Annotated in this window: 13 protein-coding genes and 1 pseudogene; 6 read left to right on the top strand and 8 right to left on the bottom strand. The window is 73.2% G+C overall.

The window, feature by feature from the left end:
- Positions 1–156 precede the first annotated feature (156 nt).
- Entirely contained in the window at positions 157–1,527 is a 1,371-nt protein-coding gene (locus RH861_RS12815) for a DUF2254 domain-containing protein (RefSeq protein ID WP_310521292.1), read from the bottom strand.
- A 53-nt stretch (positions 1,528–1,580) separates the two neighbouring features.
- Here RH861_RS12815 and RH861_RS12810 point away from each other — a divergent pair, with 53 nt between their 5' ends.
- From RH861_RS12810 to RH861_RS12795, 4 genes are all read left to right on the top strand, one after another.
- Positions 1,581–2,813, top strand: coding sequence for a mechanosensitive ion channel family protein (locus RH861_RS12810; protein ID WP_310521291.1), 1,233 nt, complete (start codon positions 1,581–1,583; stop codon positions 2,811–2,813).
- A 60-nt stretch (positions 2,814–2,873) separates the two neighbouring features.
- Positions 2,874–3,314, top strand: a complete 441-nt coding sequence (locus RH861_RS12805; RefSeq protein ID WP_310521290.1) for a Fur family transcriptional regulator — start codon at positions 2,874–2,876, stop codon at positions 3,312–3,314.
- Between the two features lie 127 nt (positions 3,315–3,441).
- The gene (locus RH861_RS12800) at positions 3,442–4,956 is read left to right on the top strand and encodes a catalase (RefSeq protein WP_310521289.1); all 1,515 of its coding nucleotides are present in this window, start codon (positions 3,442–3,444) and stop codon (positions 4,954–4,956) included.
- A 206-nt stretch (positions 4,957–5,162) separates the two neighbouring features.
- The gene (locus tag RH861_RS12795) at positions 5,163–6,311 is read left to right on the top strand and encodes a M14 family zinc carboxypeptidase (RefSeq protein WP_310521288.1); all 1,149 of its coding nucleotides are present in this window, start codon (positions 5,163–5,165) and stop codon (positions 6,309–6,311) included.
- Between the two features lie 212 nt (positions 6,312–6,523).
- Here the strand turns inward: RH861_RS12795 and purQ are convergent, their stop codons facing one another.
- Both purQ and purS read right to left on the bottom strand, forming a co-directional pair.
- Positions 6,524–7,222 (bottom strand): phosphoribosylformylglycinamidine synthase subunit PurQ, encoded by a 699-nt coding sequence (gene purQ, locus RH861_RS12790; RefSeq protein WP_067945684.1) that lies wholly within the window; start codon positions 7,220–7,222, stop codon positions 6,524–6,526.
- A gap of 122 nt (positions 7,223–7,344) precedes the next feature.
- Positions 7,345–7,578: pseudogene (gene purS, locus RH861_RS12785) on the bottom strand (phosphoribosylformylglycinamidine synthase subunit PurS); the annotation flags it as partial.
- Positions 7,579–7,668: 90 nt separating this feature from the next.
- Here purS and RH861_RS12780 point away from each other — a divergent pair.
- Positions 7,669–8,973, top strand: coding sequence for a wax ester/triacylglycerol synthase domain-containing protein (locus RH861_RS12780; protein WP_310521287.1), 1,305 nt, complete (start codon positions 7,669–7,671; stop codon positions 8,971–8,973).
- Positions 8,974–8,976: 3 nt separating this feature from the next.
- Here RH861_RS12780 and RH861_RS12775 read toward each other — a convergent pair whose 3' ends face one another.
- From RH861_RS12775 to RH861_RS12765, 3 genes are all read right to left on the bottom strand, one after another.
- Positions 8,977–9,342, bottom strand: coding sequence for a hypothetical protein (locus tag RH861_RS12775; protein ID WP_310521286.1), 366 nt, complete (start codon positions 9,340–9,342; stop codon positions 8,977–8,979).
- A gap of 63 nt (positions 9,343–9,405) precedes the next feature.
- Positions 9,406–9,702, bottom strand: a complete 297-nt coding sequence (locus RH861_RS12770; RefSeq protein WP_067945678.1) for a hypothetical protein — start codon at positions 9,700–9,702, stop codon at positions 9,406–9,408.
- A complete protein-coding gene (locus RH861_RS12765; RefSeq protein WP_310521285.1) occupies positions 9,699–10,181 on the bottom strand; it encodes a hypothetical protein in 483 nt (160 codons plus the stop codon). Before RH861_RS12765 ends, RH861_RS12770 begins: the two co-directional genes overlap by 4 nt.
- Positions 10,182–10,358: 177 nt before the next feature.
- Here RH861_RS12765 and RH861_RS12760 point away from each other — a divergent pair, with 177 nt between their 5' ends.
- Positions 10,359–10,787 (top strand): DUF1304 family protein, encoded by a 429-nt coding sequence (locus RH861_RS12760; protein ID WP_067945672.1) that lies wholly within the window; start codon positions 10,359–10,361, stop codon positions 10,785–10,787.
- On the opposite strand, the gene RH861_RS12755 is transcribed toward RH861_RS12760, so the two are convergent.
- Together RH861_RS12755 and RH861_RS12750 are read right to left on the bottom strand one after the other, a co-directional pair.
- Complete coding sequence (locus tag RH861_RS12755) at positions 10,784–12,007, bottom strand: kynureninase (protein WP_310521284.1); 1,224 nt, start codon at positions 12,005–12,007, stop codon at positions 10,784–10,786. The genes RH861_RS12760 and RH861_RS12755 overlap by 4 nt on opposite strands.
- Before the next feature lie 31 nt (positions 12,008–12,038).
- On the bottom strand, positions 12,039–13,088 hold the full coding sequence (locus RH861_RS12750) for an amidohydrolase family protein (RefSeq protein ID WP_310521386.1): 1,050 nt from the start codon (positions 13,086–13,088) through the stop codon (positions 12,039–12,041).
- Between the last annotated feature and the right edge of the window lie 2 nt (positions 13,089–13,090).

Raw genomic sequence — 13,090 nt, 5'->3', positions numbered from 1 at the left:
CGTCCGTCCGCGCGGGGGACCAGGGGCGGCGCTGCCGTGCCGCGTCGATGACGGATGCCGCGGGCGCGGTCGCCGCCGACGCCCCAGGGTGGACCGCCGAGGCTCGGTTCCACCGGGAACCGGCCGCCGTGCCGGTGCGCGTGCCGGCGCCGAGCGTCAGGGCCGTGTCGGCTCGTCATCCGGGTCGAGGACACGTCGCGCGTCGGCCTCGAGCTGGGCGAATCGACGCCGTTCGACCTCGTCGTAATCCTGGCGTGCAACGGAGGCGGAGAGGCGCTCGAGCTGCCCTCGCAGCGCTGCGCGTCGTTCCGGATCGTGAGTGCGCCACGCGACGTCTGCGATGAGCCCGTAGAGCCGGGACACGACGTCGGGATCGCCGGCGCCGTATCGTCGCGGCTGTTGCAGCGCGGTCTCGAGGAGGGCTGCGAAGTCGGTGCGACACGGCACCAGCCGGGCGCGCCCGGCCGTGTCCACGAGGGACGGCGGTTCCGGGGGAAGCTCGGCCAGATCGGCGAGCACCGCGGCCAGGTGGCTGAGGGCGTGGACGGCCGTCGTCGGGTCGTTGACGCCGGGCGACAGGGCCTTCGTCGCGATGTCCGCCAGCTGGCGGACCCCGTACCCGATGTCCTGGCGGGGCGTGCGCTCGTACGAGATCGAGACCGCGTCCCTGATGCCATCGCCGACCGGATCGGCCCCCGCCCGATCGGGGATCGCCGATGCGTCCTCGGCCGTCCACCACGAGGCCATCGGCGTGCCCGCCACGATGCTCGAGCCGACGGCCCGCCGCTCGCGGATGACGACGTCGTGCTGTTCGGCGAGGTCGACGAGGCGGGCCCGGTCGATCGACGTGACGAAGCCGGACCGGTTGGCGACGACCCGATGCTCCGTGCGGTCCGCCGGTGCGGCCGGGATGGTCTCGGTGCCCTCCGGCCGGTCCTCCGCGAGGAGCTCGATCGTGCGCGACGCCTCCGAGTGCACGTCCTTGAGCATGGTGTCGACTCGGAGGACCCGCGCGAGATGGCCGAGGAAGAGGATCAGCACGAGCATGCTCACGACCGTGAGCAGCACCGCGAAGGTGACGGAGATCCGCGGCACGGCGAGGTTCCCGCCCGCGTCGGAGACGGTGCGCAGCACCACCAGCGCGTAGGCGAAGGTGCCGAGGAAGGCCGCGAGCGTCCAATGGACCATCGGGTCGGAGGCGAAGAGCCGCAGCAGCCGGGGCGACGCCTGGCTGCTCGCGAGCTGCAGCGCGACCACGGTGAGGGAGAACGTGAGCGAGGTCGCAGTGATCAGCGACCCGCTGATGGTCGTGAGGACGGCGCGGGCGGCGTCGACGCCGCCGCTGAAGACCCACGCCGCGATCGTGGACGGCAGCTCCTCGTCGACGGCGCGGTCGAGTTCCGGCAGCAGGACGCCGAGCGCGACGCCGACCAGGAGGGCCGCGGCCGGGATGGGCCAGAGGCGGGAGGCCACTGCTTCGGACAGTGCGGACAGCCTGCGGCGGGTCCCGTTGGATCGATCGGACATGCCACCCCCTCGTCGGCAGCCTACGCTGGGCCTCGACCGGAGGGAGTCTCCACATGCCCGACACCGCCACCTGGCCGCCCGGAGCCGTCCTCGCGATCGCGCTGCTCGCGGTCGCGGCATCCGTCTTCGTCGTCTCGGCGATCGCCTCGCTCGTGGTGCGTGCGGTCGCGCGGCGCCGCAGCTCGGCGAACATCCTGATCCGGCGGGCGCGCTGGCCGTTCCGCACGGTGCTCCTCATCGGCGGCATCGCGATCGCGGTCGCCCTCGCCTTCCCGGACGAGCCGTGGCGGCCGGTCGTCGACCACGCCGTGCTCATCGCGCTCATCGGCGCCGGCGCGTGGCTCGTGGCGCAGGTGCTGCTGTTCCTCGCCGACGTGGGCGAACGCCGGTACGACGTGGGCGTCGCCGACAACCGGGTGGCCCGCAAGGTGCACACGCAGTTGCAGGTCGTCCGCCGGCTCGTGGTGGTGGTCGTCGCCCTCGTCGCGATGGGGGCGATCCTGCTCACGTTCGACGGCGTGCGCGCGGTGGGTGCGAGCCTGCTGGCCTCGGCCGGCATCGCGTCGATCGTCGCCGGTCTCGCGGCGCAGTCGGTGCTCGCGAACGTGTTCGCGGGCGTCCAGCTGGCGTTCTCCGAGGCGATCCGCGTCGACGACGTGGTGGTCGTGGAGGGGGAGTGGGGTCGCATCCGCGAGATCACGCTCACGTACGTGGTGGTGATGACCTGGGACGAGCGGACGGTCGTGCTGCCGTGCACCTACTTCACGACGAAGCCGTTCCAGAACTGGACCAAGTACGGCAGTGCGCTCATCGGCTCGGTCGAGCTCGACGTCGACTGGCGGGTGTCGACCGACGCCATGCGCGAGGAGCTCGACCGCGTGCTCGACGGCACCGACCTCTTCGACGGGCGCACGAAGGTGCTGCAGGTCACCGAGGCGACCGGCGGGCTGGTGCGCGTGCGCGTCCTGGTCAGCGCGGCCGATTCGGCCGCCCTGTGGGACCTGCGCTGCCTCGTGCGCGAGGAGCTCGTGGAGTGGGTGCGCGACCAGGACCGCGACGCGCTGCCCCACCAGCGCGTCCTCCTCGGCGAGGCCGGCGAGGCGACGACCGACGAGGGGCGAGCGGATGCCGCGCCGCGGGCCCGACGCCCCGACGACGCCGCGCCGCGCGAGCGCGCCGGGCTCTTCTCGGGCAGCGATGAGGGCGAGCAGCGCGCATCGGAGTTCACGGCCGCGATCCCGGTCGTCGAGCCCGGCGTCGAGGACGCCGACGGCACCCGTCGCTGAACAGAGATGCGCATGCCTCAGTTGTTTTGATCCATTCAAAACAACTGCTAGGTTCGAGGCATGGCGACCGCGATGCACCGAGACGAGGCGGAGGCGCACCTGCGCGCCGCCGGGCTCAAGGTGACCGCACCGCGCCTGGCCGTGCTCGAGGCCGTCACCGGCAACGGGCACCTCGACGCCGACGCGGTGCACGCCCGCGTGGTCGACGCCCTGCCCGGCACGCCGCTGCAGTCGGTCTACAACGTGCTCGGCGCCCTGCACGGCGCCGGTCTCCTGCGCCGCATCGAACCCGCCGGGTCCGCCGCCCTCTACGAGAGCCGCATCGGCGACAACCACCACCACGTGGTGTGCACGCGCTGCCACGCCGTCGCCGACGTCGACTGCGTCGTCGGCGAGGCGCCCTGCCTCGTGCCGTCCACCGCGGGCGGCTTCGCCATCCACACCGCGGAGGTCACCTTCTGGGGCCTCTGCGCCGACTGCCAGCGGGAGTTGACCGGCTAGGCCGGCGGCATCCGCTCGCCCCGGCGCCCCTGCGCGCCGACCGCCCGACCGGGGCGGTGCTCGTCGTGCCCGCACGTCCTGTCCCGACCCGGCCGCGGCATCCGTTCACCGAAGAGAGAAGGACGACATGTCGAACCCCGCGAACCCGCCCGTCACGACCACGCAGACGGGCACGCCCGTCGCGAGCGACGCGCACTCGCTCACCGTCGGCGCCGACGGCGCCACGGTGCTGCACGACCGGTACCTCGTCGAGAAGCTCGCGCAGTTCAACCGCGAGCGGATCCCGGAGCGCATCGTCCACGCGAAGGGCGGCGGCGCGTTCGGCCGGTTCGAGGTCACCCACGACGTGTCCGCCTACACGCGCGCCGCGCTCTTCCAGCCGGGCACCGAGGTCGAGACCCTCCTGCGCTTCTCGTCCGTCGCCGGCGAGCAGGGCTCGCCCGACACCTGGCGCGACGTGCGCGGCTTCTCGCTGAAGTTCTACACGACCGAGGGCAACTACGACATCGTCGGCAACAACACCCCCGTGTTCTTCATCCGCGACGCCATCAAGTTCCCCGACTTCATCCACTCGCAGAAGCGCCTGCCGGGCTCGGGCCTGCGCGACGCCGACATGCAGTGGGACTTCTGGACCCTCTCGCCCGAGTCGGCCCACCAGGTCACCTACCTCATGGGCGACCGCGGCCTGCCGAAGTCGTGGCGCGAGATGCAGGGCTACGGCTCGCACACCTACCAGTGGATCAACGCCGCCGGCGAGAAGTTCTGGGTCAAGTACCACTTCCGCTCGCAGCAGGGCGACCTCCACCTGGATGCCCCGACCGCCGAGGCCATCGCGGGTGCCGACGCCGACTTCTACCGCCGCGACCTCTACGACGCCATCGAGCGCGGCGAGTTCCCGAAGTGGGACCTGCACGTGCAGGTCATGCCGTACGAGGACGCGAAGACCTACCGCTTCAACCCGTTCGACCTCACCAAGGTGTGGCCGCACGGCGACTACCCGCTGATCCCCGTCGGCACGCTCACGCTCGACCGCAACCCGCAGAACTTCTTCGCCGAGATCGAGCAGGCCGCGTTCTCGCCGGCGAACACGGTGCCGGGCATCGCGATCAGCCCCGACAAGATGCTCATGGCGCGCGTCTTCAGCTACCCCGACGCGCAGCGCTACCGGGTGGGCACGAATTACAACCAGCTGCCGGTGAACGCGCCGCACGCGGCATCCGTGCACAACTACTCGCAGGACGGCGCGGCGCGCTACCACTTCAACGCGCCCACCGCCCCGGTGTACGCGCCGAACTCGTTCGGCGGACCGGTCGCCGACGCCGCGATCGCGGGCGAGGGCGGCTGGGAGGCCGACGGCGAGCTCGTGCGCACGGCGTACACCCTGCGCGCCGAGGACTCGGACTTCGGCCAGGCCGGCACCCTCTACCGCGACGTGTTCTCGGCGGAGGCGAAGGCGCGCTTCCTGGAGACGCTGTCGGGCCAGGCGCACGCGATCACGATCGACGAGATCCGCGAGCGGTTCTTCCTCTACTGGACCAACGTCGACGCCGAGCTCGGCACCTCGCTGCGCGAGGCGTACGCCCGGGGCGTGAACGCCGAGGCTCCGCAGCAGCCCGACGCCGACGAGGACGCCGCGGCCTAGTCGCGGATCCCGGTTCGTCCGCTCCGCGCCGATTGTTGGACGATCGGTGCGGAGCGGACGGTCGACTCCGGACGCGCGGCTCTTGCCCCCACGCCGACCGCGTCCGTAGGCTCGGGCCCACGTCCTTGGGAAAGCCTCTTCCGGGTGGCCGTCCCGAGGACGCGTGCCGCCTTCACCGGCACGTCCGTTCCATGGGGGAGTCAACGATGACCTACGGCCCGAAGCCACCGCACCGCCACCGCCGCACCACCGCCATCGCCGCCGCCGCGGCGTTCGCCGTCGCCATCCCGTTCACGTCGGGCGGGCCGGCGCTCGCCGGGCCCAACTTCCCGTCGCCCGAGGGCAACACCAACATCTCGAGCATCGTCACCTACGACGACCTGATCACCCAGCTCGAGCGCCTCGAGAAGACCTCGCGCTTCGGCGTCGACGTGTTCACCCTCGCCGAGGTGGGCACCGCCGTCTCGACCTCCGAGCAGGGCCGCGACCTCTACGTCGCGACCGTCGGCGAGGGCGACGAGCACGTGTGGCTGCAGGGCCGCATCCACGGCAACGAGCCGTACGGCACCGAGTCGCTGCTCGCCGTGCTGAAGGAGATGGGCACCAATGGGTCGCCCGACTGGCAGCTCCTCCGCGACACGTACACGTTTCACGTGATCCCGATGTACAACCCCGACGGCTCGGAGCTGAACATCCGCCAGACCGTGCTGCAGGTCGGCACGTCGAAGCGGATCGACCTCAACCGCGACTGGGGCGTCGGCAAGTTCGAGGCCGCCGAGTCCGAGGCGTTCTACGAGTACTGGACCATGGTCGACCCGGCGTTCGCCATCGACATCCACCACCAGGGCCTCAAGCGCGAGTACGGCACCGGCGACGACGTCACCCTCTCCCTCGGCATCTCGCTCGCGCCCGGCGGCCCGACGCTGCCCGGCATCGAGGGCGGCGCGTACGACGTGCTCACCCGCCAGATGCACGTGCACGTCTACGACGAGCTGCAGAAGGCCGGCTACGTCAACATGGACCGCTATCAGGTCGGCGGAAGCCTCGAGATCGACATCAAGGGCGGCGTCGTGTCGGCCATGATGCTCGGCCTCGACCACGACGGGCTCAACCCCGAGGGGCACAGCAACCCGGCGATCTTCTTCGAGACCAGCGGCAACACGAGCGACGGCAGCCTCGGCCAGAAGGCGCGCGGCAAGTCGATCCGCCAGAACGTGCTGGCGCTGACCGAACTGCTCGTCGGCATGGCCACGGGCGAGGTGCAGCAGGAGGACCCGGCGCGCTGGGACGAGATCCCGCACGCGCCCGTCACCGGCTACCAGACCGACACCGGCGTCATCCCGATCGGGTACTGAGACCCCGGTCCGAGGAGGGGCGGGGTGGCCGGCGGCCACCCCGCCCTTTCCCATCTCCGGCTTGGGCGTCGGTCGCGGCGGGCGCCGTCGACGCGCCGCGAGGGGACGCGACACGCCGCGCGAGCCCGCAGGGCCGCGGCGTGTCGCGTCCCCTCGGAGAGCGAACGCGTCCGGCGTCGCGGGCGCGGCGCGACGCGGGAAGGCCGGAGCGGCTACGCCTCGACGAGCGAGCGGCGCACGACGCTCGCGAAGAACCCGAGCCCGTCGACGCCCGACCGCATCGCGGCCGCGGTGTCGGGGCCGAACCCGGGCTCGACCGCGTGCTCGGGGTGCGGCATGAGGCCGACCACGTTGCCGCGCTCGTTCGTGATGCCCGCGATGTCGCGCAGCGACCCGTTGGGGTTCACGCCCACGTAGCGGAACACCACGCGGCCCTCGCCCTCGAGCCGGTCGAGCGTCTCCTCCGACGCGATGAAGCCGCCCTCGCCGTTCTTCAGCGGGATGGTGATCTCTTGGCCCTTCGCGAACTCGGTGGTCCACGCGGTGTCGTCGTTCTCGACGCGCAGCACCTGGTCGCGGCAGATGAACGCGCCGTGGTCGTTGCGGATGAGTCCGCCCTCGAGCAGGTGCGCCTCGGTGAGCATCTGGAAGCCGTTGCAGATGCCGAGCACGGGCATGCCCCGGTTCGCCGCGTCGACGACCTCGGTCATGATCGGGCTGAGCGAGGCGATAGCGCCGCACCGGAGGTAGTCGCCGTAGCTGAACCCGCCGGGCAGGATGAGCGCGTCGACGCCCTCGAGGTCGTGCGAGCCGTGCCAGAGCGCGACGGGCTCGCCGCCCGCGAGGCGCACCGCGCGCTGGGCGTCGCGGTCGTCGAGCGAGCCGGGGAACGTGATGACGCCGATGCGCATGCGGGTGCCTCCGTGGGTCTCGGTCAGTGGGTCTCGCCCGCGGGCGCTTCGTACCCGTCGTGGTGAGCGGATGCCGCGTCGGCGGCCTCGGCCGCGAGCTCGGCGTTCGACTGCTCGTAGTGGATGCCGACCACGTCTTCGATGACGGCGTTCGAGAGCACGTTCTCGGCCAGCGCCGCCACCTCGGCCTTGATCGCGTCGTCGATCGGCCCGTCGACGGTGAGCTCGAACCGCTTGCCCACCCGGACCCCGGTGATCGACCCGTGCCCGGTGCGGGCGAGGGCGCCGGCGACGGCCTTCCCCTGGGGGTCGAGCAGTTCGGCCTTGGGCATCACGTCGACGACGATGGTGGGCACAGCGGTGCTCCGTTCGGTGGGGACGGTGAGGGTCGCTCCGATTCTACCGGGCGCCGACCCGCCGGTCGTCGCCGGTCGTAGACTGCGGCGATGGGGGAGGTGGGCGTGCGGCACGAGCCGCTCTCGCCGGCCGACGCGTCGAACATCGTGATCGACGCGCCGGACCAGGTCAACGCGTTCCTCATGGCGGGGCTGCTGGCTCCGGGCGGCGTCGTCGCCTCCGACGGGGCGGTCGACCTGGCGGTCCTGCGCACCCGATTCGCCGCGCGCCTCCCGCGGGAGGCGCGGCTGTCGCAGCGCGTCGCCCGGGAGGGTCGGCGCCTGGTGTGGGTCGAGGCCGCGGTCGACCTCGACCGGCACGTCCGGCTCCTGGAGGCCGTGGACGGTCCGGCGGGCTTCGAGGCCCTGTGCGCGCGCCTCATGGTCACCCCGATGCCGACGGACCGGCCCCTGTGGGAGCTGCTCGTGGTGCCCGGTGCGGCGTCCTCGCGGGTCGGGCTCGTGCTGCGCATCCACCACGCGCTCGCCGACGGCCTCGCCGCGGTCCGGCTCGTCGAGGTGCTGCTCGGTGCGGGTGAGGGGCCGACGGATGCCGCGGCGCCGCCCGCGTCGGCGACGGCCCCGCGCCCGCGTCGCAGCCTGCTCGAACGGTTGCGGACGCTCGGCTCGGGGTGGGAGCGGACGACCGCCGTGTTCCGGCCGGCCCTGCCGCCGACGGTGCTGCTCGGGCGGATCGGGCCGCGACGGGGCGTCGCGTTCGTCGACGCATCGCTCGACGCGCTCGCGCGCGGCGCCGCGACCGCCGGGGGCACCGTGAACGACGCGCTCCTCGCGGCGGCGGTCGCGGCGGCGGAAGCCGCGCTGCGGGAGCGCGGCGAGCCGGTGCCGCCCGCCGTTCCCGCGAGCGTGCCGGTCGCGCTCGCCGACCGGGGTCGGTCCGGCAACGCCGTGGGCGTCATGCTCGTGCCGCTGCCGACCGGAGAACCGGACCCGTCGACGAGGGTGCGGCGGATCGCCGAGCTGACTCGGGCGCGGAAGGCGGACGCGCGGTCGCGCGGGTCCTACGAGCTCACCCGGACCCGGTTCGGCACCGTGCTGTTCCGCCGACTGGTGCGGTACCAGCGGCTGATCGCGATGTTCGTGACGAACGTGCCGGGGCCGCGGCATCCGCTCGCCGTCGCGGGCGCCCCGCTCGAGCGGGCGTGGCCACTCGCGCCCATCCAGGGCAACGTCCGCCTGGGGGTGTCGGCGCTGTCGTACGACGGGCGACTGCACTGCGCCGTGCACTGCGACGCGGACGCCGTGTCGGCACGGGCGTTCGGCGACGCGCTCCGGGCCGAGCTCGACCGGATCGGCGCACTCGACGGGATGCGGGGCCCTGCCGTCGGCGGGTGAGGATCAGCGCCGGAAGATCGCGCGCGCGATGGCGCCGACGCCCACGAGGAGCGCGATGCCCGCCGCGACGGCCACCCCGAGCACGAGGGCGGGGTTCTCGCGGTACTTCTCCTCGAGCCAGTCCGACGCGTCCTCGAAGAGGTCCTCGGCGTCGTCGAGCGCGTCGACCGCGACCGCACGCGCCTGGCTGGCCGCATCCGAGAGCGCCGCGGCCCCGCGTTCCGCCGCGTCCGCCGCGGCGTTGCGCATGGCCTCGAGCGACGCGTCGGCTTCGCGCGCGGCCCGATCGGCCGCGGCCTTGGCCTCGTCGACGGCCGCCTCCACCCGCTCGTCGAGCTCGTCGCCCGGCTGGTTCGTCGCATCCGTCATGGACCCGTCCCTTCCATCGGAGCGTTCACGCCGACCCGGGGTCGGCGTGGTGATCCGGCCATGCTACGCGCGTCCGCCGACGCCGTGGTCCTTCGAGGCGTCGTCGGCGACGACGCCGTCCTCCGTGGTGGGCAGCTCGCGCAACTCCGGTCCGCCGTGCGCCGCCGGGTCGTCGTGCTCCTCGGCGTCGCCGTCCGCCGCGGCCGTGTCCATCGACGTCACCGGCTGCTTGGGGTCGGGCGAGGCGCTGCCCGGGCGACCGTACGACCCGGTGCTGCCGGTGGAGGTGCCGGTGCCCTCGGTGCCGTCCGTGCCGCCCATGCCGTCGGATCCGTCGACGGCCCGGCCGTCGCCGCTCATCGACGCCGTCCGAGCGCTCGCGCGATGGTGCCGAGGACGACGAGCCCCGCCACCGCCGCGCCGATCACGACGCCGGGCCGGCGCCGGTACTCCTCCTTGACCTTCTCCGACCATTCGCCCGTGACGCGCTTGGCGTCCTCGGCGAACTTGTCGAGGTCGGCGCTGTCGGCGGCCTCGCGAAGCTTCGCGGCCGCGGTGCGGGCGGCTTCGGCCGCGGCATCCGTCGCCTTGCCGAGCGGCGTGCCCGAGGGGGCGCCGACCGAGTCGACGGCCTCGCGGTCACCGCTGTCGACGTCCTCGCCGGGGCCGGCGGGCGCCGCGGTCGAACCGGACGTACCGGTCGAACCTGAACCGGTCGAACCCGAAGCGGTCGTCCCGGTCACCGATTCCGAGCCGATCGGCGTGGTCGGGGGCATCGTGGTCGAGTCCTCGGTTCCCGAGGCTCCGGCGTCGGTGCGTGTCGTCTTCTCGTCGCTCATGCTCGTCGCTCCTTCGGTCGAGGCGTCCGCGGATGCTGCGAAGCGCCACCGGAGCAGTCTCGTCCGTCCGGCCGGTGAGGTCGAGGCCGTTGACACGTCGGCGGACACCGCGTAACGACGCCCGTGCACCCCGTTCGGGGGTGGCGGGCGACCCGGTGGGCGAGGATCATCCGCCCTATGACCCTCACCGCGCAGGTCCTCGCCGGGCTCATGGCGCTGACCCTGATCGTGGTCGGCGCGCTCGAGACCTTCTTCTTCCGCAGCGCGGCGCTCTACCCGATCTTCCTCATCGAACCGGGCGAGTACGATGCCGTCGCCCTCTGGACTCGTAACGTCGGCGTGTACAACATGCTGATGGGGATCGCGACCGTCATCGGGATCGCCCTCGTGCGGCGCGGGCAGGTGGCGGCGGGTCGGGCGCTCGTGCTCGCCTTCGGCGGCATGCACGTGGTGCTGGGGCTGACGCTGCTGTTGACGGCTCCGGAACTCTGGCTTTCGGCACTGTCCGAATCCGGACTCGCGCTCGCGGTGGTGGTTGCGGTGCTCGCGGGCGACCGCCGCGCCGGCCGTGAACGCCACCGTGCCGACGCGTCCCGCGCGACCTAACCCAGCCCGGCGCGCTCGGCGAGGACCTCGCGGAGCACCTCGCGCGTGACGTCGAGGCCGCGATGCACCTCCTCGAAGCTCGTCGAGAGCGGCGCGAGCCCGATGCGCAGCCCGCCGACGTCGCGATAGTCGGGGATCACGTCGCGCTGCCAGAGTCGCGCCGTGACCTCGCGCATCGCCTCATGCTGCAGGATCACGTGGCCGCCCCGCTCCTCGGGGTCGCGCGGCGAGCCGACCGTGACGCCGAGCGGCGCCAGCCACTCGTCGGCGAGGTCGATCGCGAACTCGGTGAGCGCGACCGACTTCGCCCGGACGGCGGGCATGCCCGCGTCCTCGATCATGCTGAGCGTCTCGCGCATCGCGATCATCGCCGAGATCGGCGAGGTGCCGCTGACGAAGCGACGGATGCCGCTCGCGGGCACGTACTCCGGCCCCATGGCGAACAGGTCGGCCGTGCCGAACCAGCCCTGGATCGGCTGCCGCAGCAGGCGGTGCAGGTCGTCGCGCACGTACGCGAACGCGGGCGAGCCGGGTCCGCCGTTGAGGTACTTGTACGTGCAGCCGACCGCGAGGTCGAAGTCCCAGAGATCCGCGTGCACGGGCACCGATCCGGCCGAGTGGCAGAGGTCCCACAGCACGAGCGCGCCGCTGTCGTGCGCGATGCGGGTGAGCTCCGGTGCGTCGGCGAGGTACGCCGAGCGGTAGGAGACGTGGTTGAGCACCACGAGGGCGGTCTTCGGGCCGACGGCCTCGGCGAGCTGCTCGGAGGTCACGCCGCGCGAGAGGTCGACGTCGATCCAGCGGAGGCGGCATCCGGTCTCGTTCGCGACGCCCTCGAGCACGTACCGGTCGGTGGGGAAGTTGTCGCGATCGACGACGATCTCGCGACGCTCGGGGTCGCGCGCGAGCTGCGCGTCGACGGCGGCCCGCGCGAGCTTGTAGATGAGCACCGTCGTCGAGTCGCCGATCACCGTCTGGCCCGCCTTGGCCTGGATGACCGCACGGCCGATCTGGTCGCCGATCTCGTACGGCAGGTTGAGCCAGGACTCGTCCCAGCCGCGGATGAGGCGCCCGCCCCACTCCTCGCGCATGAACGCGGCGACGCGGTCGATCGCCGACGCCGGCGGCCGGCCGAGCGAGTTGCCGTCGAAGTAGACGAGGTCGGTGTCGGCGCCGACGAAGCGCTTGCGGTGGTGCGCGAGGCCGTCGGAACGGTCCATGCGTCGGGCGTAGGCGAGCCGGGGGTCCATGTCAGCGGGGCTCCAGTTCCTCGGTGGGGACGATCCGGGCGGTCGCGAGCCACGCGGCGAACGCCTCGGGCTCGGCGAGGGCGGCGCCCGCGGGCGCCGGGTCGGGCACGAACGTGGCCACGCCCGCATCGGTCCAGTCGGCGGTGCGCTCGGGCCACGGGTCGGCGAGCGCGGCGATGACGGCGGATGGCGCGAGCCCGGCCCGCACGAGCGCGGCGATTTCGTGGGGGTTCACGCCGGGGGAGAGGTCGCCGTTGCCGAGGTCGGTGCCGTAGAGCACGCGGCCGCCGGCGGCGTGGAAGCGGCGCAGGTTGTCGATGGCGATTTCGGCCGCCGCGGCGTCGTCGCGCACGTGGATCGCGAGCGTCGAGATCCACGCCTGCCCCCCGGCGACCGCGGCGGCGACGAGGGCGTCGTCGAGCCGTTCCGTGAACGACGCGTGCACGAGCACGTCGACGCCCGCCTCGATGGCGAGCGCGGCCATGCCCGCACCCTCGGCGTGGGCCGCGACGGGCAGCCCGCGGCTCCGGGCCGCCGCGAGGACGGCGTCGAGGGTCGGGCGGTCGAAGACCGGCCCGGCGGACGCGTTCAGCGCCACCTTGACGACGGAGGCGCCGAACCGGTGCTGCTCGTCGACGGCGGCCTCGATCGGGCCGGCCAGCGCCCGGTGCTCGAGCGCCGCATCGCCCGCGCCCTCGCCCGCGCCCTCGCCGACGAGCCGGAGCTCGCGGACGCTGCCCGCGGGGGCCCACGACCGACCGGCCGGGTAGCCGCCCGGCGCCGTGAGGAACGCCCCCGCATACCTGACGTGCGGCAGGCCCTCGGTGCGCGCGATCGTCGCGATCGCACCCGGGTCGGCGCCGAGGTCGACGACCGCGGCGACGCCGCGCGCGACCGCGGCATCCGGATCGGTCAGCTGCAGGTGCACGTGGTGGTCGACGAGCGGCGGCAGCATCGTGCCGGTCTGCCCCGGGTGGTCGCCGTTCAGTGAGCGGCGCACGCGTCGCGCGAGCGGTCCGAGCGCGTCCGAGGTGTCGGCGGCATCCGTCATCG

The sequence above is a fragment of the Agromyces indicus genome (genome assembly GCF_031432295.1).
In the GTDB taxonomy this organism is placed as follows: Bacteria; Actinomycetota; Actinomycetes; order Actinomycetales; family Microbacteriaceae; genus Agromyces; species Agromyces indicus.
The sequence above is the reverse complement of the archived record's forward strand: the minus strand, read 5'-3'. Positions and strand labels throughout refer to the sequence as shown.

Coding starts and splice junctions, on each gene's coding strand:
- RH861_RS12815 (WP_310521292.1), bottom strand. CDS start 1,527: ATGTCCGATCGATCCAACGGGACCCGCCGCAGGCTGTCCGCACTGTCC.
- RH861_RS12810 (WP_310521291.1), top strand. CDS start 1,581: ATGCCCGACACCGCCACCTGGCCGCCCGGAGCCGTCCTCGCGATCGCG.
- RH861_RS12805 (WP_310521290.1), top strand. CDS start 2,874: ATGGCGACCGCGATGCACCGAGACGAGGCGGAGGCGCACCTGCGCGCC.
- RH861_RS12800 (WP_310521289.1), top strand. CDS start 3,442: ATGTCGAACCCCGCGAACCCGCCCGTCACGACCACGCAGACGGGCACG.
- RH861_RS12795 (WP_310521288.1), top strand. CDS start 5,163: ATGACCTACGGCCCGAAGCCACCGCACCGCCACCGCCGCACCACCGCC.
- purQ (WP_067945684.1), bottom strand. CDS start 7,222: ATGCGCATCGGCGTCATCACGTTCCCCGGCTCGCTCGACGACCGCGAC.
- RH861_RS12780 (WP_310521287.1), top strand. CDS start 7,669: ATGGGGGAGGTGGGCGTGCGGCACGAGCCGCTCTCGCCGGCCGACGCG.
- RH861_RS12775 (WP_310521286.1), bottom strand. CDS start 9,342: ATGACGGATGCGACGAACCAGCCGGGCGACGAGCTCGACGAGCGGGTG.
- RH861_RS12770 (WP_067945678.1), bottom strand. CDS start 9,702: ATGAGCGGCGACGGCCGGGCCGTCGACGGATCCGACGGCATGGGCGGC.
- RH861_RS12765 (WP_310521285.1), bottom strand. CDS start 10,181: ATGAGCGACGAGAAGACGACACGCACCGACGCCGGAGCCTCGGGAACC.
- RH861_RS12760 (WP_067945672.1), top strand. CDS start 10,359: ATGACCCTCACCGCGCAGGTCCTCGCCGGGCTCATGGCGCTGACCCTG.
- RH861_RS12755 (WP_310521284.1), bottom strand. CDS start 12,007: ATGGACCGTTCCGACGGCCTCGCGCACCACCGCAAGCGCTTCGTCGGC.
- RH861_RS12750 (WP_310521386.1), bottom strand. CDS start 13,088: ATGACGGATGCCGCCGACACCTCGGACGCGCTCGGACCGCTCGCGCGA.